Source organism: Streptomyces sp. SP18BB07 (assembly GCF_036322545.1).
Lineage (GTDB): Bacteria > Actinomycetota > Actinomycetes > Streptomycetales > Streptomycetaceae > Streptomyces > Streptomyces deccanensis.
Window position 1 is genome coordinate 258,462 of record NZ_JAQYWT010000363.1, and the last position, 19,962, is coordinate 278,423.

At 71.5% G+C, this 19,962-nt stretch carries 15 protein-coding genes; 7 read left to right on the forward strand and 8 right to left on the reverse strand.

The features are described 5' to 3' along the window. Positions 1–77 precede the first annotated feature (77 nt). The 7 genes from PUR53_RS42335 to pgi all read left to right on the forward strand — a co-directional run bounded on the left by PUR53_RS42335 (position 78) and on the right by pgi (position 9,506). Positions 78–3,032: a M14 family metallopeptidase gene (locus PUR53_RS42335; RefSeq protein ID WP_329912090.1), complete on the forward strand. Its 2,955-nt coding sequence runs from the start codon at positions 78–80 to the stop codon at positions 3,030–3,032. A gap of 269 nt (positions 3,033–3,301) precedes the next feature. After that, complete coding sequence (gene gap / locus PUR53_RS42340) at positions 3,302–4,312, forward strand: type I glyceraldehyde-3-phosphate dehydrogenase (RefSeq protein ID WP_033526621.1); 1,011 nt, start codon at positions 3,302–3,304, stop codon at positions 4,310–4,312. Between the two features lie 136 nt (positions 4,313–4,448). Next, positions 4,449–5,660: a phosphoglycerate kinase gene (locus tag PUR53_RS42345; protein WP_329899130.1), complete on the forward strand. Its 1,212-nt coding sequence runs from the start codon at positions 4,449–4,451 to the stop codon at positions 5,658–5,660. Between the two features lie 6 nt (positions 5,661–5,666). Beyond that, the gene (gene tpiA / locus PUR53_RS42350; RefSeq protein WP_329912091.1) at positions 5,667–6,443 is read left to right on the forward strand and encodes a triose-phosphate isomerase; all 777 of its coding nucleotides are present in this window, start codon (positions 5,667–5,669) and stop codon (positions 6,441–6,443) included. Between the two features lie 218 nt (positions 6,444–6,661). After that, entirely contained in the window at positions 6,662–6,892 is a 231-nt protein-coding gene (gene secG, locus PUR53_RS42355; protein ID WP_029181151.1) for a preprotein translocase subunit SecG, read from the forward strand. 228 nt (positions 6,893–7,120) lie between these two features. Next, a complete protein-coding gene (locus PUR53_RS42360) occupies positions 7,121–7,456 on the forward strand; it encodes an RNA polymerase-binding protein RbpA (RefSeq protein WP_003957010.1) in 336 nt (111 codons plus the stop codon). Positions 7,457–7,850: 394 nt separating this feature from the next. Next, positions 7,851–9,506, forward strand: a complete 1,656-nt coding sequence (gene pgi / locus PUR53_RS42365; protein ID WP_329912092.1) for a glucose-6-phosphate isomerase — start codon at positions 7,851–7,853, stop codon at positions 9,504–9,506. Positions 9,507–9,585: 79 nt separating this feature from the next. Here the strand turns inward: pgi and fabG are convergent, their stop codons facing one another. The 8 genes from fabG to PUR53_RS42405 are packed head-to-tail and all read right to left on the reverse strand — an operon-like array spanning position 9,586 to position 19,907. Further along, on the reverse strand, positions 9,586–10,371 hold the full coding sequence (gene fabG, locus PUR53_RS42370; protein WP_329912093.1) for a 3-oxoacyl-ACP reductase FabG: 786 nt from the start codon (positions 10,369–10,371) through the stop codon (positions 9,586–9,588). After that, the gene (locus PUR53_RS42375; protein WP_329912094.1) at positions 10,368–12,068 is read right to left on the reverse strand and encodes an MFS transporter; all 1,701 of its coding nucleotides are present in this window, start codon (positions 12,066–12,068) and stop codon (positions 10,368–10,370) included. Before PUR53_RS42375 ends, fabG begins: the two co-directional genes overlap by 4 nt. Then, the gene (locus tag PUR53_RS42380) at positions 12,065–13,576 is read right to left on the reverse strand and encodes a class-II fumarase/aspartase family protein (RefSeq protein ID WP_329899135.1); all 1,512 of its coding nucleotides are present in this window, start codon (positions 13,574–13,576) and stop codon (positions 12,065–12,067) included. Before PUR53_RS42380 ends, PUR53_RS42375 begins: the two co-directional genes overlap by 4 nt. Before the next feature lie 2 nt (positions 13,577–13,578). Beyond that, positions 13,579–15,795: an FAD/NAD(P)-binding protein gene (locus tag PUR53_RS42385; RefSeq protein WP_329912095.1), complete on the reverse strand. Its 2,217-nt coding sequence runs from the start codon at positions 15,793–15,795 to the stop codon at positions 13,579–13,581. Then, complete coding sequence (locus PUR53_RS42390) at positions 15,792–16,712, reverse strand: NAD-dependent epimerase/dehydratase family protein (protein WP_329912096.1); 921 nt, start codon at positions 16,710–16,712, stop codon at positions 15,792–15,794. Before PUR53_RS42390 ends, PUR53_RS42385 begins: the two co-directional genes overlap by 4 nt. 3 nt (positions 16,713–16,715) lie before the next feature. Further along, positions 16,716–17,333: a hypothetical protein gene (locus PUR53_RS42395; RefSeq protein ID WP_329912097.1), complete on the reverse strand. Its 618-nt coding sequence runs from the start codon at positions 17,331–17,333 to the stop codon at positions 16,716–16,718. Then, positions 17,330–19,132 (reverse strand): class I adenylate-forming enzyme family protein, encoded by a 1,803-nt coding sequence (locus PUR53_RS42400; RefSeq protein ID WP_329912098.1) that lies wholly within the window; start codon positions 19,130–19,132, stop codon positions 17,330–17,332. The genes PUR53_RS42395 and PUR53_RS42400 overlap by 4 nt, the downstream gene beginning before the upstream one ends. After that, on the reverse strand, positions 19,119–19,907 hold the full coding sequence (locus tag PUR53_RS42405) for a hypothetical protein (protein WP_329912099.1): 789 nt from the start codon (positions 19,905–19,907) through the stop codon (positions 19,119–19,121). The genes PUR53_RS42400 and PUR53_RS42405 overlap by 14 nt, the downstream gene beginning before the upstream one ends. Positions 19,908–19,962 lie beyond the last annotated feature (55 nt).

Sequence of the window (19,962 nt, forward strand, 5' to 3'; positions counted from 1 at the left end):
CACCCTTGACGTGACCCATGTCTGACATGAGCCTGGCGTCTGTTCGCCGCTGGGGCGAACCACTGCAAGGGGGGCTCATGAGACGAAGAGCGAGATCGATCCTCGCTGCCGGCGCGCTCCTGCTGGGCGGTGGTGCGGGACTCGCACCGCTCGCCCAGGCGGCCGAGAACGACGGCTCGGACGCGGACGACGTGAAGGTCTTCCGCGCCGAGGTGACGAAGAAGCAGATACCGCTGCTGCTCGCGGCCGGGCAGGACGGTCACGAACTCAGCGAGCAGGCGCCGGAGAAGGGCACCGCGTCGGTCGAGGTCTACCTCACCGACAAGCAGGCGGACGCCCTGGAGGAGCAGGGCGTCTCGCTGAGGGAACACCGCCTCACCAGCAAGGCCGAGGCCCGTGTGGACGCCGCCGGCGACGGGGTCTACCGCCCCTACAGCGGCGCCGGCAACCTCAAGGAGGAGATCCTCCGGACGGGTCAGGAGCACCCCTCCCTGACCAAGGTGGTCTCCCTCGGCAAGACCCTGCGGGGCCAGGACATCCTCGCGGTCAAACTGACCAAGAACGCGAAGAAGACCAAGGACGGCGCCAAGCCGTCGGTGCTGTACCTGTCCAACCAGCACGCCCGTGAGTGGATCACGCCCGAGATGACCCGGCGCCTGATGCACCACTACCTGGACAACTACAAGACGGACAAGCGGATCAAGAAGATCGTCGACTCCACCGAGCTGTGGTTCGTGATCTCCGCCAACCCGGACGGCTACGACTTCACGCACCAGGCCGACGGCAACCGCCAGTGGCGCAAGAACCTGCGGGACGTCAACGGCGACAACGTCATCACCGTCGGCGACGGCGTCGACCTCAACCGCAACTTCGCCTACAAGTGGGGCTACGACAACGAGGGTTCCTCCCCGTTCCCCACCAGCGAGACCTACCGCGGCGACGGCCCGAACTCGGAGCCCGAGACCAAGGTCCTGGACGCCTTCGAGAAGCGCATCGGCTTCGAGTACGGCATCAACTACCACTCGGCCGCCGAACTCATCCTCTACGGCGTCGGCTGGCAGGTGGCCAGCCCCAGCCCCGACGACGTGCTCTACAAGTCGCTGGCCGGCACCCCGGAGAACCCCGCGATCCCCGGGTACCACCCCCAGCTCTCCTCCGAGCTGTACACGACGAACGGCGAGGCGAACGGCCACGCCTCCAACGTCAACGGCGCGGCGTTCTTCACCCCCGAGATGTCGACCTGCCAGACCGCGTCGAACATCGACCCGGACGACGCCTGGAAACCCGAGGACTGCGCCTCGGTCTTCACGTTCCCGGACGACGAGAAGCTGATCCAGCAGGAGTTCGAGAAGAACATCCCCTTCGCGCTCTCCGTCGCCGAGTCCGCGGTCAAGCCCGACCAGCCGAAGTCCTCGGTCGGCATCGACGCCCCCGACTTCACCCCGGCCGCCTTCACCACGTCGTACTCGCGCGGCGCCGACCAGACGATCTCCGTCGTCGCCCGCAAGTCCGTGCGCGACAAGGAACTGAAGTACCGGATCAACGGCCGCGGCCCCACGTACGACCAGACGCTCAAGGCATGGAAGGGCGGCGAGACGTTCGGCGGCGCGGACAACCTGTACTTCGACGAGTACCGGGCCAAGGTGCAGGACGGCGAGCCGGGCGACAAGGTCGAGGTCTGGTTCACCGGTGAGACCAAGAGCGGCAAGCCGACCAGGAGCGAGCGCTTCACCTACACGATCGCCGAACGCCCCAAGGCCGACACGCTCGTCGTCGCCGAGGAGGGCGCGACCGCGACCCAGACGCAGGTCTACGTGGACGCGCTGAAGGCCAACGGCAAGAAGGCGCTCGTCTGGGACGTCGCGACCCAGGGCGCGCCCGACGCGCTCGGCGTACTGAAGCACTTCAAGCAGGTCGTGCACTACACGGGCGCCGTCCGGCCGGGCGTCGCCACCCAGCTCGCCCTGCGCGCCTACCTCAACGAGGGCGGCAAGCTGATCGAGTCGGGCGAGAGCGCCGGCGGCTCCGTCGACCTCGGCGGCGGCACGCTGTCGAACGATTTCAGCCAGTACTACCTGGGCGCGTACAGCCGTACCTCCCTGCCGAACGCCACCGCCTTCGCCGGTCTCGCCAAGCTCGACGGCTTCTCGGGAACCCTCGGCGACGCGCCCGGGAACCCGCTGAACACCGCCGGATCGTTCGGTGTCACCTCCGACGCCCTGCCCGTGGAGACGTTCCCGCAGTTCGCGAGCGCGGGCGCCGGTCAGTACCCCGGGACCGTCAACCCGTACGGCCCCTACGAGGGCGCCTCCATGGCGGCGGCCACGCACACCGACTACGCCTGGAACCGGCTCACCCGCACCATCGACCTCACCTCGGTGACCGCGGCGGACAGGCCCACCCTGCGGACCCAGCTGCTGTGGAGCACGGAGGAGGGGTACGACCACGCCCTCCTGGAGGCGCACACGGTCGGCGCGGACGACTGGACGACGCTGCCGGAGGCCGGCGGTGCCACCTCCACCACCGTGCCCACCGAGTGCGAGGCCGGGTTCTTCGTCCAGGGGCACCCCGCGCTGAAGCGGTACCTGACCGTGGGCGCCGGGGGCTGCACGCCCAGCGGCACCAGCGGCGCCTGGAACAGCTTCACCGGGGCCTCGGACGGCTGGCAGCAGGTCGAGTTCGACCTGTCCGCCTACGCCGGCAAGAAGGTCGAGGTCTCGCTCAGCTACGTCACCGACCCCGGCAGCGGCGGTCGCGGCCTCCTCGCCGACAACGCCATCGTCGTCATCGGCGGCACGCCCGGCGCGGTGGAGGGCTTCGAGACCTCGCTCGGCGCGTGGAGCACCCCCGGCCCGCCCGCGGGCAGCCCGGCGGTCGTGAAGGACTGGGGCCTGTCGGGTGAACTGTTCAAGACCTTCGGCGCGGTCACCACGGACGACACGGTGCTGCTGGGCTTCGGTCTGGAGCAGGTCGTCTCGGCGGCCGACCGCAAGGCACTGCTCGGCAAGGCGCTGGCGGCACTGAGGAACTGAGTGCCGACTGGGCCGAAGGGGTGAGGAAAGACCTCGTGGGCGGCCCTCCGGACATCGGAAATCAGATGATCGGGGGGCCGCTCAAAAGGTAATCACCTTGTAAAACCAGGGCGGTCCGTACCCCTACCGGTGAGTACGGACCGCACCGGCATGTATAGGGCATCTCGATGTCACTCGACGGGTGCCGGGGAGGTAGGGTCGTAGGCGGTCGGGGACATCCCATACAGCTCGCCGGCACTGAGCCGGCGTACCAACGAGGAGATCGGTTCGTGACGATCCGCGTAGGCATCAACGGCTTTGGCCGCATCGGTCGTAACTACTTCCGCGCGCTGCTGGAGCAGGGTGCGGACATCGAGATCGTGGCTGTCAACGACCTGGGTGACACCGCGACCACCGCTCACCTGCTGAAGTACGACACCATCCTCGGCCGTCTCAAGGCCGAGGTGTCGAACACCGCCGACACGATCACCGTGGACGGCCACACCATCAAGGTCCTCTCCGAGCGCAACCCCGCGGACATCCCGTGGGGCGAGCTGGGCGTCGACATCGTCATCGAGTCCACCGGCATCTTCACGAAGAAGGCCGACGCCGAGAAGCACCTCGCCGGCGGCGCCAAGAAGGTCCTCATCTCGGCTCCGGCCAAGGACGAGGACATCACTATCGTGATGGGTGTCAACCAGGACAAGTACGACCCGGCGAACCACCACGTCATCTCCAACGCCTCCTGCACCACCAACTGTGTGGCGCCGATGGCCAAGGTCCTCGACGAGAACTTCGGCATCGTCAAGGGTCTGATGACGACGGTCCACGCCTACACCAACGACCAGCGCATCCTGGACTTCCCGCACTCGGACCTGCGTCGCGCCCGCGCCGCCGCCGAGAACATCATCCCGACCACCACGGGCGCCGCGAAGGCCACCGCGCTGGTCCTCCCGCAGCTCAAGGGCAAGCTCGACGGCATCGCGATGCGCGTCCCGGTCCCGACCGGCTCGGCCACCGACCTGGTCGTGACGCTCCAGCGCGAGGTCACCAAGGACGAGGTCAACGCCGCGTTCAAGAAGGCATCCGAGGACGGCGACCTCAAGGGCTACCTGGCCTACACCGAGGACCCGATCGTCTCCTCGGACATCGTCAGCGACCCGGCCTCCTGCACCTTCGACTCCTCCCTGACCATGGTCCAGGAGGGCAACTCGGTGAAGATCCTCGGCTGGTACGACAACGAGTGGGGCTACTCCAACCGCCTCGTCGACCTCACGGTCTTCGTCGGCGGCCAGCTCTGATCGGCAGAGCGGGCACTTCCGTGTGAGAGCAGGGCTCGGGCGGCGCAGGGACGCGTCGCCCGAGCCCTGCCGCACGTACAAAAGCGGTTCCTCCTACGATCACGAGCACCACAAGTCCTCCTCGGGAGCCCTCTCCATGAAGACGATCGACGAGCTCCTCGCCGAGCCAGTCGCCGGCCGGCGGGTCTTCGTCCGCGCCGACCTCAACGTGCCGCTCGACGGCACCACCATCACCGACGACGGCCGGATCCGCGCCGTCCTGCCCACCGTGAAGGCGCTGGCCGAGGCGGGCGCGCGCGTCGTCGTCGCCTCCCACCTCGGCCGCCCCAAGGGCGCCCCGGACCCGGCCTTCTCCCTCGCCCCGGCCGCCGCCCGCCTCGGTGAACTCCTCGGCGCCGACGTGGCGTTCGCGACGGACACGGTCGGCGAGTCCGCCACCGCCACGGTCGCGGGCCTGACCGACGGTCAGGTCGCCGTCGTCGAGAACCTGCGCTTCAACGCCGGCGAGACGAGCAAGGACGACGCCGAGCGCGGCGCCTTCGCCGATCAGCTGGCCGCCCTCGCGGACGTCTACGTCGGCGACGGCTTCGGCGCGGTGCACCGCAAGCACGCCTCGGTCTTCGACCTCCCGGCCCGGCTGCCGCACTACGCCGGGTACCTCATCGCCACCGAGGTCGGCGTCCTCAAGAAGCTCACCGACGACGTCCAGCGCCCTTACGTGGTCGCGCTCGGCGGCGCCAAGGTCTCCGACAAGCTCGCCGTCATCGACCAGTTGCTCGGCAAGGCCGACCGCATCCTCATCGGCGGCGGCATGGCCTACACCTTCCTCAAGGCCAAGGGGTACGAGGTCGGCGGCTCCCTGCTCCAGGAGGATCAGCTCGGCGCGGTCACCGAGTACCTGGAGCGGGCGGAGAAGACCGGTGTCGAGCTGGTCCTGCCCGTCGACGCCGTCGTCGCGCCCGCCTTCCCGGACCTGAAGAGCAAGGCTCCGGCCGACGCCACCTCGGTCGCCGCGGACGCCATGCCCACCGGGCAGATGGGCCTGGACATCGGTCCGGAGTCCGCCACGCTGTACGCCTCGAAGATCGCCGACGCCGCCACCGTCTTCTGGAACGGCCCCATGGGCGTCTTCGAGCACCCCGATTTCGCCGAGGGCACCAAGGCGGTCGCCCAGGCACTCCTCGATTCCAAGGCCTTCACGGTCGTCGGCGGCGGCGACTCCGCCGCGGCCGTACGGATCCTGGGCTTCGACGAGAACGCATTCGGCCACATCTCTACCGGTGGCGGCGCCTCCCTCGAATACCTCGAGGGCAAGACGCTCCCCGGTCTCGCCGCACTGGAGGACTGACCCTCAATGAGCACGCGTACGCCCCTGATGGCGGGCAACTGGAAGATGAACCTCAACCACCTCGAGGCCATCGCCCACGTCCAGAAGCTCGCCTTCGCCCTCGCCGACAAGGACTACGAGGCCTGCGAGGTCGCGGTCCTGCCGCCCTTCACCGACCTGCGCTCGGTCCAGACCCTGGTCGACGGCGACAAGCTCAAGATCAAGTACGGCGCCCAGGACCTCTCGGCCCACGACTCCGGCGCCTACACCGGCGAGATCTCCGGCCCGATGCTGGCCAAGCTCAAGTGCACCTTCGTGGCGATCGGCCACTCCGAGCGCCGCCAGTACCACGACGAGACCGACGAGATCGTCAACGCCAAGGTCAAGGCCGCCTACAAGCACGGCCTCACCCCGATCCTGTGCGTCGGCGAGGAGCTGGAGGTCCGCGAGGCGGGCAACCACGTCGCCCACACCCTCGCCCAGGTCGAGGGCGGCCTCAAGGACGTCCCCGCCGAGCATGCCGAGACCGTCGTCATCGCCTACGAGCCCGTCTGGGCCATCGGCACCGGCAAGGTCTGCGGCGCCGAGGACGCCCAGGAGGTCTGCGCCGCCATCCGCGCCAAGCTCACCGAGCTGTACGGCCAGGAGCTGGCCGACAAGGTCCGCATCCAGTACGGCGGCTCCGTCAAGGCCGGGAACGTCGCCGAGATCATGGCCCAGGCCGACATCGACGGGGCCCTGGTAGGCGGTGCCTCGCTGGACGCCGACGAGTTCGTCAAGATCGTGCGCTTCCGCGACCAGTGAGTCGCCGGGGCGCGGCCGGTGTCGACGAGTCGAGCGCGCGGAGGCCCGAAGGGCCGAGCACGGTCGGCTCGTCGACACCGGATCGGAGCGCCCCGGCGGCGAACCGAAGACCAGCGAGTAGGCGGTAGCAGCGAGACGTCGTACTCTTGCGGGGACCGGCCGCCGCGGCCGGTCCCCGCAGTCCATCAGAATCCGAGGAAGTTGGTCCAGCCGTGGTTATGGGGTTCTCGATCGCCCTGATCGTCTTCAGCCTGCTGATGATGCTGCTGGTGCTGATGCACAAGGGCAAGGGCGGCGGCCTCTCCGACATGTTCGGTGGCGGTATGCAGTCCTCCGTCGGCGGCTCCTCGGTCGCCGAGCGCAACCTCGACCGGATCACCGTCGTGGTCGGTCTGCTGTGGTTCGCGTGCATTGTCGTACTCGGCATCCTGATGAAGGTCAACAACTGACCCTCAGGCCGACACCGGCGAACAACGCGTCACGGACGCACCATTCCGCACGTAAAGCCCCATGCCGGGTACGCGACTTCGAGCGCGGCCTATCATGGGGCTTGCGTCTGTGGGCGGGATGTAACTCCAATCACTGGACGCGCGTTGGGCCTTACGTAGACTGAGGCGCTCGCAGCGAAGCGAAACGCCGACTCGCTTCGCCGCACCATCACGCAGGGAGTTACGACCGTGGCAAGTGGCAACGCGATCCGAGGAAGCCGGGTCGGGGCGGGGCCGATGGGCGAAGCCGAGCGCGGCGAGTCCGCACCCCGGCTGCGCATCTCCTTCTGGTGCTCCAACGGACACGAGACCCAGCCGAGTTTCGCCAGCGACGCTCAGGTCCCCGACACCTGGGACTGCCCGCGCTGCGGCTTCCCGGCCGGACAGGACCGGGACAACCCGCCGGACCCACCGCGCACCGAGCCCTACAAGACGCACCTCGCCTACGTCCGCGAGCGGCGCAGCGACGCGGACGGCGAGGCGATCCTCGCCGAGGCGCTCGCCAAACTGCGGGGCGAGATCTAGCGAACGACACCGGCCGGGCACCGAGGGTGCCCGGCCGGAGGCGTATGGCGCTGGGGGTGTATGGCGTGATGACCGCTCTCGCGCCGCCACCGCGCTGTGCGACGTCGGGTTCGCGACGGTGGCCCCGTAACAGCGCACCCCTCGGAGCCACCCCTCGGTGCCCTGGGCGGAGCCGTCGCCACGGCCTGGGGGACGCACACGCCGTCCCTGCTCGCCGCCTTCTTCGTCGTGTCCGTGATCACGCTGATACCGGCGCTCGGGGCGGACGTATCTGTTGTTGTGCCCGACGACCGGGGGACGACGGCTCGTGTTTCGTCGTGATCAATTAGGTTGGAACGGCAGCGGGGCAAGGTACGCAGGCAGGACCAGGTAGGAAAGAAGGCTGAAGTCCGAGATGAACGCAGAAAGCCGTACCAGGCTCAACCAGACGCCGGAGTGGACCGCGCTGGCCGAGCACCGGGAACAGCAGGGTGACGTCCGGCTGCGGGAGTTGTTCGCGGCCGACCCGGGGCGCGGCGCCGGGTACACACTGGAGGTCGGCGATCTGCACGTCGACTACTCCAAGCATCTGGTCACCGACGAGACACTGCGGCTGCTGCGCGAGCTGGCCGCCGCCACCGACGTGTTCGGGCTGCGGGACGCCATGTTCCGCGGCGAGAAGATCAACACCACCGAGGACCGTGCCGTCCTGCACACCGCGCTGCGCGCCCCGCGCGACGCGGTGATCAAGGTCGACGGCGAGAACGTGGTGCCCGGTGTGCACGCCGTGCTCGACAGGATGGCCGCCTTCGCCGAGCGCATCCGCTCCGGCGAGTGGACCGGCCACACAGGCAGGCGCATCAAGAACGTCGTCAACATCGGCATCGGCGGCTCCGATCTCGGCCCGGCGATGGCGTACGAGGTGCTGCGCTCCTACACCGACCGCGATCTGACCGTCCGTTTCGTGTCCAACGTGGACGGGGCCGACCTGCACGAGGCGGTGCGGGACCTGGACGCGGCGGAGACGCTGTTCATCATCGCCTCCAAGACGTTCACCACCATCGAGACGATCACCAACGCGACCTCCGCGCGCGACTGGCTGCTCACCGAGCTGAAGGCCGGCTCCGAGGCCGTCGCCAAGCACTTCGTGGCGCTCTCGACGAACGCCGAGAAGGTGTCGGACTTCGGCATCGACACGGCCAACATGTTCGAGTTCTGGGACTGGGTCGGCGGGCGGTACTCCTACGACTCGGCGATCGGGCTGTCCCTGATGATCGCGATCGGGCCCGACCGCTTCCGGGAGATGCTCGACGGTTTCCACATCGTCGACGAGCACTTCCGTACGGCACCCGCCGAGTCCAATGTGCCGCTGCTGCTGGGCCTGTTGGGCATCTGGTACGGCAACTTCCACGACGCCCAGTCGCACGCGGTGCTGCCCTACAGCCACTATCTCTCCAAGTTCACCGCCTACCTCCAGCAGTTGGACATGGAGTCCAACGGCAAGTACGTGGGCCGGGACGGGGTGCCGGTGGAGTGGCAGACCGGGCCGGTGGTCTGGGGCACGCCGGGGACCAACGGGCAGCACGCGTACTACCAGTTGATCCACCAGGGCACGAAGCTGATCCCGGCGGACTTCATCGGCTTCGCCGAGCCGGTCGCCGAGCTCAGCGACACGCTCAAGGCCCAGCACGACCTCCTGATGGCCAACTTCTTCGCCCAGACCCAGGCGTTGGCCTTCGGCAAGACGCCGGACGAGGTGCGGGCGGAGGGCGTGCCGGAGGAGCTGGTGCCGCACAAGACCTTCAAGGGGAACCACCCGACGACCACGATCCTGGCGAAGGAGCTGACCCCGTCGGTCCTCGGTCAGCTGATCGCACTGTACGAGCACAAGGTGTTCGTCCAGGGCGCCGTCTGGAACATCGACTCCTTCGACCAGTGGGGCGTCGAGCTGGGCAAGGTCCTCGCCAAGCGCGTGGAGCCGGCGCTCACGGAAGGGGCCGAGGTGCCGGGGCTCGACGAGTCCACGAAGGCCCTGGTCGCCAAGTACCGGGCGCTGCGCGGGCGGAGCTAGTCCTCATCGGCGTTCCGAACGGGGGTGGGGAAACGGGCGGCCGCGCGACGTCCGCTTCCCCACCCGGTCCCGGAGTGCCTCAGTGGCCCAGCCCGGCGCCCCCGTCGACCGGGATCACGGCGCCGCGTACGTAGCCCGCGCCGACCAGGAAGGCCACCGCGTCGGCGACCTCCTTCGGGGTGCCGGGGCGCCCGGCGGGGGTGGTGCTCAGCAGTGCGCGGCGCTGTTCCGGGGTGAGGGCGTGGCTCATGTCCGTCTCGGTGAGCCCGGGGGCGACGACGTTGCAGGTGATGTCCCGGGAACCGAGCTCCTGGGTGAGGGAACGGGCGAAGCCGACGAGGCCGGCCTTCGCCGCCGCGTAGTTGGTCTGGCCGGGCGAGCCGTGCAGGGCCGCCGTGGAGGAGAGCAGGACGATCCGGCCGTGGCCCGCGCGCAGCATGCCGCGCACCGCACGCCGCGCGACCCGGAAGGCGCCGGTGAGGTTGGTGTCGACGACGGAGACGAAGTCCTCCTCCGACATCCGCACCAGCAGCCGGTCCCGGGTAGCGCCCGCGTTGGCGACCAGGACGGTGACCGGGCCGTGGGCCGTCTCGGCCTCCTTGAAGGCCTGGTCGACCTGGGCGCTGTCCGTCACGTCGCACCGTACGGCGAGGAAGCCCTCGGAGGCGGGGGGCGCCTCGCTCCGGTAGGTCACGGCGACCCGGTCCCCGGCTGCCGCGAAGCGGCGGGCTATGGCCAGTCCGATGCCCCTGTTGCCTCCGGTGACGAGGACCGAGCGGGCCGCGGGCGTCGGGGAAGCGGCAGCCGCTGTGGCCGTGGCCGGGGTGGTGGGTGCAGCCGTCTCCGTGGTCGGCGGCTGTGTCATCGTGCGGTTCCTCTCCGCGCCGGGTCCGACACCTGGGTGGGCTTCTGCGGTCGCGTCCGGATCTGTGGGGTGGATTCGGGTTCGCGTTCGCGTTCGCGTTCTGGTTCTGGTTCTGGTTCTGGTTCGCGTTCGCGTTCGGGTTTTCGGTGCTCCGGTGTCGTGCGGTTGCGCAGGCCCGTCACCGCCACCGCGCAGCCGATGAGGGCGAGGGCGGCGACGGAGAGCGTGGCGGCGTACATGGCGTCGAGGAAGGCGCGGTCGGCAGCGGTCGCCAGGTCGGGCAGGTTCAGCGAGTCGGCCAGGGCGCGGGCGGCCTCGGCGGAGGCGCGGGCCTGTTCCCCTGCGGCGGGGGACAAGCCCTGTGCGGGGCCGGGCAGTTCGGCCTCGGCCATCCGGTCCCGGTAGACGGCCGAGAGGATGGAGCCGGCCATGGCCACACCGAGGGTGCCGCCCACCTGCCGGGTGACGCTGTTGACGGCGGAACCGGCGCCCGCGAGCTGTGGCGGCACCCCGCGCATCATCACGGCCGTGACCGGCGTGCCGACCACTCCCATGCCGAAGCCCTGGATCCACAGGAGCGCGACGACCACCCACAGCGGGGTCTCCCCGTCGAGCCAGGCGTACGCGACGTAGGTGGCGGCGGTGGCCAGGACCCCGGCAGCGACGGTCCAGCGGGCCGACAGCCGACGGCTCAGCGCCGGGGAGGCCTGGCTGCCCAGGACGATGCCGATCGCGGCGGCGATCATGACGGTTCCGGCGTCGGCGGGGGAGAGGCCCCGGGGGCCCTGGAGATAGAAGGCCGCGTAGAACAGGTGGCCGGCCAACGCCATGAAGGCGATCAGCAGCACCACGCTGCCCGCCGTGAAGCCGGGCTGCCGGAAGAGCCGCAGATCCAGGCTGGGTGTCGCGGACCTGCGCTGACCGGCGACGAAGACGGCCAGCACGACAGCGCCCAGCACCAGGGGCAGCAGCACGTGCGGCCCGTACCAGGCGCTGCCGCCGCCGAGTTCGATGATGCCGTAGACCACCCCGCCCAGGCCGAGCACAGACAGGAGGAGGCCCGGCAGGTCGAGCACACGGCGGCGGGAGCCGCCGAGGTCGGGGACGACGGCCAGGACCGCCGGCAGACACAGGGCGACGATCGGCACATTGACCAGGAACACCGAGCCCCACCAGAAGTGGCTGAGCAGCGCCCCGCCGGCGACCGGGCCGATGGCCACGCCGAGACCGCTCGACGAGCTCCAGATCGCGATCGCCCGGGTGCGTTTCTCCTCCGGGGTGCTCTGCACGATGACCGTCAGCGTGGCCGGCATCAACAGGCCGGCGCCCGTGCCCATGAAGACGCGGGCCACGATCAGCCACTCCGGGCTGTCCACGAACGCGCCCGCGCCGGAGGCCACGCCGATCAGCGCGAGTCCGGCGACGAGCGTGTTCCGGGGGCCGAAACGGTCGGCCAGCGCGCCACCCGCGAACAGGGTGCCGGCGACGACCAGGGTGTACGCGCTCGCCACCCACTCCAGTTCGCCGGGGGTGGCGCCCAGCCCCTCCACCGGGTCGGCGAGGGTGGTGACGGCGACGTTGAGGATCGAGGTGTCCAGCCAGATCAGCATCTGGGCGCAGACCACGACCAGGAGGACGGGCCAGGAGCGGGTGGGTGGGGCGGCCGGTGTCGCGGTCGTCCGGCTCACGGTGCTCACCGCGTGCCTCCGTTCTTCTCGTGAGCGCGCGGCTCCGCGCTCAGCTCGTCGTATCTGCGCAGGGCCCGGTCGATCAGGGCCTCGGCCGCGCCCGTGTACCGGGCGGGGTCGAGCAGTTCGGAGAGCCGGTCGGGGGAGAACCGGGCGGACAGTTCGGGGTCGGCGGCCAGCACCGCGCGCAGCGGGCGGCCGGTGTCGGCGGCCTCGGCCGAGGCGGCGCTCAGGAGCTTCTTCGCGCGGACCTTGCCGAGCACCGGGGCCAGTGCCACGTTCAGGCGTTCGGCGACGATGGCGCCGCCGGTCAGGTCGAGGTTGGCCCGCATGCGCTCGGGGTGGACGATCAGCCCTTCCGCGAGCTCCACGGCGGTGTGCGCGGCCCCGCCCGTCAGCCGCAGCGCCTCCCGCAGCGGCTGCCACTCGGCGTGCCACGCCCCGGCGGGCCGCTCGTCCTCGGCGAGCAGACACTGCGCCAGCACCAGGGCGTGCGCCGGGACCTGCCGGGCGGCCGACACGATCAGCGTGGCCAGCGCGGGGTTCCGCTTCTGCGGCATGGCCGAGGAGGCGCCACGTCCGGCCCCCGCCGGCTCGGACAGCTCACCGATCTCCGTACGGGACAGCGTCTGCACGTCGAGCGCGAACTTCCCGAGCGCCCCGGTGACGAGCTGGAGCGCGGCCCCGAGTTCGGCGACGGGAGTACGGACGGTGTGCCAGGGGAGTGTGGGCTCGGCGAGGCCCAGCGCCTCGGCGAACGGCTTGAGCAGCTCCAGCCCGCCCTCGCCGGGATCGCCGCCGTCCGTTCCGCCGCCTGTTCCCCCATCCGTTCCGCCGTCCGTTCCCCCGTCCGTTCCGGCCAGGGCCTCGCGGTCCATCACCGCGTACTCCCGATACGCGGCCAACGTCCCGCCCGCTCCGCCCAACTGCGCCGGAAGCCGCGCGGCCACCGCCCGCACCCGCACCGACGCGTCGGCGACCAGTTCCAGCCACCCCGCCGCTTTCAACCCGAAGGTCGTCGGCACCGCGTGCTGGGCGAGGGTGCGGCCGGCGAGAACGGTGTGGCGGTGGGTGTCGGCCAGTGAGGCGAGGGCCGCCATCACGCGGCACAGGTCCGCCGCGATCAGATCGAGCACCCGACGGCCGATCAGCATCGCCGCCGAGTCCAGGATGTCCTGGCTGGTGGAGCCCCGGTGCACATACTCCGCGGCGGCCGGATCCCTCGCGGCGACGGCCTCGCCGAAGACGGTGACCAGGGCGACCACCGGGTTGGCGGACGCCCGGGCCGCGTGGGCCAGCGCGACCAGGTCGAGCCGTTCCGCCCGGGCCGCCGCGGCGATCGTCTCCACGACGGCGGCGGGCGTCAGCCCGACCGCGTGCTGGGCGCGGGCGAGGGCCACTTCGGCGTCCAGCATGGCCTGCAACCACGCCTCGTCGGTCACCTCGGCCGCGACGGGGGTGCCCGCCCACGTGGGGGCGAGCAGGCCCGCGTCGGTGCCCGCGGACATCGCGTTCATGCTCATCGACTCCTCGTGCCGGATGTCCGGTGTGGGGATGGAACGACGGTGCTCTCGTGGCTCCCGGGCCCCGGTACCGGCTCCGGCTCCGGCCCCGTTCCTGTTCCCGGTCTCGCCCCCGCCCCCGGTGCCGCCTCCGGCCCCGGCGCCCGTACCGGTCCCAGCCCCAGCGCCGCCCGTGCGATCGCGTCCGAGTCCTCCAACGTCACCGAGCCGACGCCGGGCCTGATGCCGACCGCCGTCACCCAGCGCACCCCCTCCACCGGCACGCCGAAGGCGAACCGGTGCGGATGCGGCCGGCCCGCCGCGTCCACCAGCCGGGGCGGGCCGTCGGTGACCGCCAGTCCGCCGGGCTCGTGACCCGGCTCGCCCGGCAGCCGGTACGGGCCGCACGCGCCGGACGCGAGCAGCCCTCGGAGCAGCGGGTCGGTGCTCCGCCGCAGGTCCACGGCGGGCAGCCGGGCCTCGATCAGGGCGGCGACCCGCACCGGAGGGTCGTCCACCGACTCGGCGTCCACAAGGAATCCGCCCTCGCCCTCCGCCGGACTGGCACCGGGCGACCACGTCCGTACCCGCATCCCCGGGCCGAGCAGCCGCACGACCTCCGCCTCGATCAGCGCGATCAGCTGCTCGACACGGAAGGCGGGCGGGCCGATCGAGGTGAAGGCGTTCAACGGCGTGTACCAGCCGTCGAGTTCGGCGCGGTACGAGTCGCCGGAGACTCCGCCGTGGTCGACGACGAGCCGGATCTCGTTGCGCAGGTCCCGCAGGGCGTCCAGCGCCGCCTTCAACGGGCCGTGCACATTGCCGCGGCGGGCCTCGGCGACGTCCCGGCGCAGATAGGCCAGCAGCCAGCTCCGGAAGTCGGCGCGGCCCGTGAACCTCCGCTCGCCGTAGGGGCGTTCGATCCGCGTCCAGTCCCATCGCTCGCCGGGCGGGACCGCGTGACGGTCGAGCAGGGCCGCCTCGCCCCGTCCGTCCGCGTCCGCGCGGCACGACCGTACGAACTCCTCGGCCTCCTCCGGTCCTCGGGCGGCGCGGATCCATGCCTCGTGATAGACGGTCCTCACCTCGCGGTCGACGAGCGGCCAGAGGTCCCGGCGGAAGCCCAGGGGGTGCCCGTCGGCCACCCGGCGCCGCAGCCCCGCGATGACGTCCGCGGTCAGGAAACGCGGCTCGTGGCGCCCGAGCGCGCCCTTCTCGTTCTCACCTCGGGCGTGGTACGGGACGCCACGCCGCGAACCGGCGTACAGGACGGGCTCGTTGCCGCTCGGGAGGTACACCAGACCGGACGCACCCTCCTTGAACGTGCCGCCGCGGCCCTCGGTGAGCAGGGCCAGGCAGTCGAAGAAGTTCAGGCCCAGTCCGCGCAGGGCGACCGGGGTGCCGGGCGCGATCCCGCTCAGGTCGGCGTCGGCCGGGTTCGCGGGGGCCACGTGGACGAGGCCGTGGCGGTCGGCGAAGGAGCGCAGCGCGCGCTCCTCCGGCGACGGCGTCAGATCGCCGTGGCCGAGGGCCAGCACCACCGCGTCCAGCCCCGACAGCCGGTCACCGTTCGCCAGCGTCACCCGCTGCGGCCGGCCCGTGGCCTCCTCACTCCGCCGACCCGTGACCTCGACGCTCCGCCGGCCCGTGACCTCGACGCTCCGGCGGCCCGCGGTGTGCTCGTTCCGCTCGGTCACGGGGTCGTCGGTCAGCGCGACCGCCGTCGTCCGGTGGGTGCGGACCGTCACGTGGGCGGGGGCCGTGCGTAACTGGTGGCGGAAGACCCATTCCAGGTAGTGCCCGTGGAACGCACGGGTCGGATAGGTGTCGGGGCCGAGCCGCCGGGCCTCCTCCACGACCCGCGCGGGCAGCGCCTGTACGACGTCCCGGCCGACCTCCTGACCGTAGCCGTGCTCCCGGTCCTGCCCCACGGCCCGGTCGCGGATCGCGCACGCCCAGGCGTACAGGCTCGGTCCCGGCACCGACGGTCCCGCGCAGTCCACGCTGTCGTCGGTGAACAGGGTCACCTGGGAGGCGACCGTGTTCATCAGCAGCTCGCCCGGCTGGTCCGTGCGCCAGACCGCGCCCGCGCCCGGCGGGTACGGATCGACGAGGTGGACCTCGACCGGCCGCCCGACCCCGCCCGCGTTGGCGCAGATCCGCTCCAGCACGGAGAGCCCACGCGGACCGGCGCCGATCACACAGACGGCGAGGGCGTCCTCGGCACGGGTCATTCCCGGCCCAGCCCGTCGCGCCAGCTCGGTCTGGTCGGCTTCCAGCCCAGGACCGTACGGGCCCGGTCGTTGGCCGCGCCGCGCGCGGAGGTGAGCTGGTGGGTCATGAACCAGCCGAGGAGCCGGGGCGCGAGGTCCGCCGGGACCGTGCGCGGGGAGGGAGCGGCGAGCATCCGGGCGAGGTGCGGCAGCCACTGCGCGGCGGGGGCCGGATCGTCGTCCGTCACATGGAACACCCCGGTGGCGTCGGACTCGACGGCCGTCACGGCCGCTCCCACCGCGTCCTCGACGTGCAGGAACGACATGATCCCGGCTCCGCCGCCCGGCAGCGGCAGCCGACCGGCCTGTACGGATCCTGCGGTGGCGCCGGTACGGGCGTACGCCGTGCGGGGTCCGTACAGCGTGCCGTAGCGCAGCACCACGCCCTCCAGGTCGCCGGCCGTCACCTGCCGTTCCAGCTCGGCGACGGCCCGTACGGTCGAGGCCCAGCCGGGGTCGGGGGCGTCGACGTACAGGGGCGCGTCCTCGTCGAGGACCGGGTCGCCGGCCGGGGCGGCGGCGAAGGCGATGGACTGGGCCACCAGGCGGCGCGCGCCGGCCGCGCGGGCCGCCTCGATCAGGTGGGCCGTGCCCTCGACGCGCAGGCGCGCGGTGCGGGCGAAGGCCTCCGGCGGGTCGTCCCGCAGCAGACGCAGGGCGGACAGCTGGTGGACGACCACCTCGGGCCGGGCGGCCGACACCGCCGACAGCACGGCTTCGCGGTCCAGTGCGTCGGCGACCACCACCTCGTCCGCCTCCGGGGCCCGGGCCCGCGACCCCTGCCGCACCAGTGCGCTCACCCGGTGGCCCCGCGCCCGCAGCGCGCCCACCAGGGGATGTCCGACCACGCCGGTGGCCCCGGCGACGAGTACACGCATGGCTCAGCCCTCCGAACCGGGGACGACGGCGGTGGGTGCGGTGACTGCGGAGGGAGCGGTGGGCGAGGTGGTGTCGGTCGCGGTCGCGGCGGTCGGGGCGACCCGGATGAGGAGGCGGCAGGCCTTGTCGCCGTCGCGCAGACAGGTCTCGGCCCTGTTCTCCGTGAGGGTCACGCCCAGTCCCTCGGACCAGCCGGCGTGGACGGCGGTGCACGGGCAGCAGTAGCCCTCCAGCGAGCCGGCCATCCGGACCATGGTGATCGCGAAGTTCCGCTTGAGGGTGAGGACGATCAGGTCGTCGTCCTCGACCTCGGTGGCGGCGTTGCGCAGCTCCGGCGGGAACATCCGGTCGCCGCAGTCGTCGTAACGGCGGCGCAGTTCCTCCAGGTCCTTGCGGCCGTCGCCGGTGTCGGGGAGCGGGCCGTGCAGCTTGGCGACCCGCTGCCCGACGTGCAGGGCGACCTTCCCCATCGCCTCCGCGTTGATCTCGTTCGCGGCCTCCTGCCCGAACCGGGCGGCCACCCCCTGGTACCAGTTGGCGTCGTGCTGCCACCACAGCCGGTACGCCTCACCGGCCCGGGCACGGTGGTTGACGCCGTCGGCGTCGGAGTGCGTGCTCATGCGTGCTGCTCCTCGGCGGCGACCGCGGCGGCCGTGTCGGCGGCGAACCGGTCGCGCATCACTCGTTTGAGAACCTTGCCGGTGGCGCCCTTGGCCACGTCACCGGCCTTCATCCGCAGCGCCCGGGTCACCGGGGGGAACCCGGCGGCCGTCAGCACCGCGTTGACCCGCCCGGTCCACTCCTCGTCGACTCCCGCTCCGGTGGCGCTCGTGTCGGCGAGTTCGTCGGTGCGTTCGTCGGTGCGTTCATCGGCGAGTTCGTCGGCGAGTTGGAGCAGCGCGTACGCCTCCGCCTCGCCGTCGCCGTCCCAGTCCGCACGTACGCCCTCGGGGGCGATCCCGACCACCGTGCAGTCGCTGAGCTCCGGCAGCGCGGCCAGGAGCAGTTCCTCGGTGCGGGTGCTGAAGACGATTCCCGCCGGGGTGCGGATGGCGTCCGGGGCCCGGTCGAGGTGGTAGAAGTTGCCCTCCTCGTCCTGGTGGGCGAGGTCCCCGGTGAGCCAGTAGCCGCCGAGCCGCATCCGGTGCCAGGTGAGCGAGTCGTTCCAGTAACCGGGCGTCAGCGTGGGCGACTTGAGGCCCAGACGGCCGATCCGCCCGGGCGGCAGCGGGCCGCCGTCCTCGGCGAGCACGGCGGCCTCGGCGAAGCTGATCGGCTTGCCGACACAGCGGGAGTAGGCGGAGGTGTCCTTGGTGTGCCGGTTGTGGAAGACCGAGTAGCCGGCCTCCGACGAACCGAGTCCGTCCACGAAGACCGACCCCTCGACCCGGACGCGGCTCAGGTCGCGCCGGATCTCGATCCGGCTCCCGTGTTGGACGAGCGCCCGGATGTGCGCCTCGTGCGCCGCGTCCCCCGTGTTGAACCACACCTGCACGCTGGACAGATCACGTGCCGTCAGGTCCTCCGCCGCCATCTCGCCGAAGGTCCCGGCGAAGGCCAGCACGGTGGTCGGCCGGAACGCCTCGACCGCGTCCAGCACGTCCGTGCCGCGCTGGCTGGAGAGCAACTTGAGGTCCGTGCGCAGCAGCAGGCAGTACAGCAGCGTCGCCACCATCGCGTTGTGCGCGCCCGGCAGTCCCACCAGCGTGCGTTCCATGTCGGCGCCGGTGGAGAACCGCAGCCGGTGCAGCTGGGCGTACATCAGCGTCCGATGGGTGTGCGGCACCCCTTTCGGCAGGCCGGTCGTGCCGGAGGAGTGGGAGATGAGCACCGGGTCGGTGGGGTCGTGCCGGTAGGGGTACGACGGCGGGAGCGACGCGCGGTGCTCCGGGTGGACGTCGGCGGCGGTCAGGTGGAAGCCGAGCCCGAGGCCGCGCCCCCCGGAGCCGTCCGCGCCCCCTTCTCCGCCGGCGCCACCTTCTCCGCCCGCGTCCCCGGTCAGCACCTCGCGGTGTGCCTCGTCCGTGAAGGCGCCCACCGCGCCCTGGCGGCGGACGTACTCCCGGGCGATCTCGGGCGAGAGGTTGCCGTTGACGAACGACGGCACGGCTCCGATCGACGTCAGCGCCAGGAAGTTCACCGCGAACTCGGTGGCGGAGGAGGAGTGGATGGCCACCGGGTCGCGGGGGCGCACCCCGTGGGCCGTGTACCAGCCCGCGTAGGCCTCGACCGCCTCGTACAACTGCCCGAGCGTCAGCACCTCGGGTCGGCTGCCGTCCGGTGCGCGCCAGGTGCGGTCGGTGTGCACCACCGTTTCGTCGAGCGGGCGTTCATATGCGCGCAGTCGTTGCAGGACGTTGCCGGCGCCGAGTTCCGTGTCGGAGCAGATCCGTGCCCGCTCCTGCCTACTGATGAGCATGACTCTCCGTCTCGTCTCGTTCCGCGTCCCGCGGCAACCGCCGGTGGGCGGCGGCCAGGTCGAACAGACCTTGGATGCTGCCGTTGTGCGCGGCCGCCGCCGAGCGCTCCCCGGCGTACGTCTCCGTCGAATCCGTCGAATCCGTCGAATCCGTCGAATCCGTCGAACGGATGGTGATGGGGGCACCCGATTCGGGCTGCGCGCCGGAATCGGGGCGGCCGAGCAGGACGGCCACCGCCAGAGCGGCGGCCTCGGGCAGGTCCGGGACCGGGCGGCCGTACTCGGCGGACAACTCCCGGTGCACGGCGGCCCACCGCTCACCGCCGCCCAGTTCCACGCCCACCACCAGGACCTGGTCCAGCTCCGGGTCCTCCAGGAGGAGGTCGGCCATGGCCAGCAGTTCGGTCACCGGGTCGTCGAGGGTCGACAGGCTGAACATCTGCCCGGTGATCCCGAACTCCCGGCTGAGGTGCCCCAGCACGGAGTTGGCCGTGGCCTGCATGAACAGCAGCGGGTTGTGGACCCGGCCCGCGACCACGCGCCGACTCGCCAGATCGGCCGTCGTGGTGTCGCCCATCAGGCTCGCGAGCACGACGGCCGTGCGGGCACCGTCCCCGGGCCGCTCGGTCAGACACCGCGCGGCGACCTCGTACACCAACGGGCTGAACGCCGACTCCACGAACCCGGGCAGGCGCGGCAGCGGGATGTCACCGTCCCGTCCGGTGCCATGGGTCGCGGTGGCGCCGGCCAGGACCACGAGCGGCGAACGCGGCACGACTCCGTCAGCCGTGAGAGCCTCGCTCCCGCTGTCGGAACGGGTTTCGGTCGTC

Coding starts and splice junctions, on each gene's coding strand:
- PUR53_RS42335 (WP_329912090.1), top strand. CDS start 78: ATGAGACGAAGAGCGAGATCGATCCTCGCTGCCGGCGCGCTCCTGCTG.
- PUR53_RS42345 (WP_329899130.1), top strand. CDS start 4,449: ATGAAGACGATCGACGAGCTCCTCGCCGAGCCAGTCGCCGGCCGGCGG.
- tpiA (WP_329912091.1), top strand. CDS start 5,667: ATGAGCACGCGTACGCCCCTGATGGCGGGCAACTGGAAGATGAACCTC.
- secG (WP_029181151.1), top strand. CDS start 6,662: ATGGGGTTCTCGATCGCCCTGATCGTCTTCAGCCTGCTGATGATGCTG.
- pgi (WP_329912092.1), top strand. CDS start 7,851: ATGAACGCAGAAAGCCGTACCAGGCTCAACCAGACGCCGGAGTGGACC.
- fabG (WP_329912093.1), bottom strand. CDS start 10,371: ATGACACAGCCGCCGACCACGGAGACGGCTGCACCCACCACCCCGGCC.
- PUR53_RS42380 (WP_329899135.1), bottom strand. CDS start 13,576: ATGAACGCGATGTCCGCGGGCACCGACGCGGGCCTGCTCGCCCCCACG.
- PUR53_RS42385 (WP_329912095.1), bottom strand. CDS start 15,795: ATGACCCGTGCCGAGGACGCCCTCGCCGTCTGTGTGATCGGCGCCGGT.
- PUR53_RS42390 (WP_329912096.1), bottom strand. CDS start 16,712: ATGCGTGTACTCGTCGCCGGGGCCACCGGCGTGGTCGGACATCCCCTG.
- PUR53_RS42395 (WP_329912097.1), bottom strand. CDS start 17,333: ATGAGCACGCACTCCGACGCCGACGGCGTCAACCACCGTGCCCGGGCC.
- PUR53_RS42400 (WP_329912098.1), bottom strand. CDS start 19,132: ATGCTCATCAGTAGGCAGGAGCGGGCACGGATCTGCTCCGACACGGAA.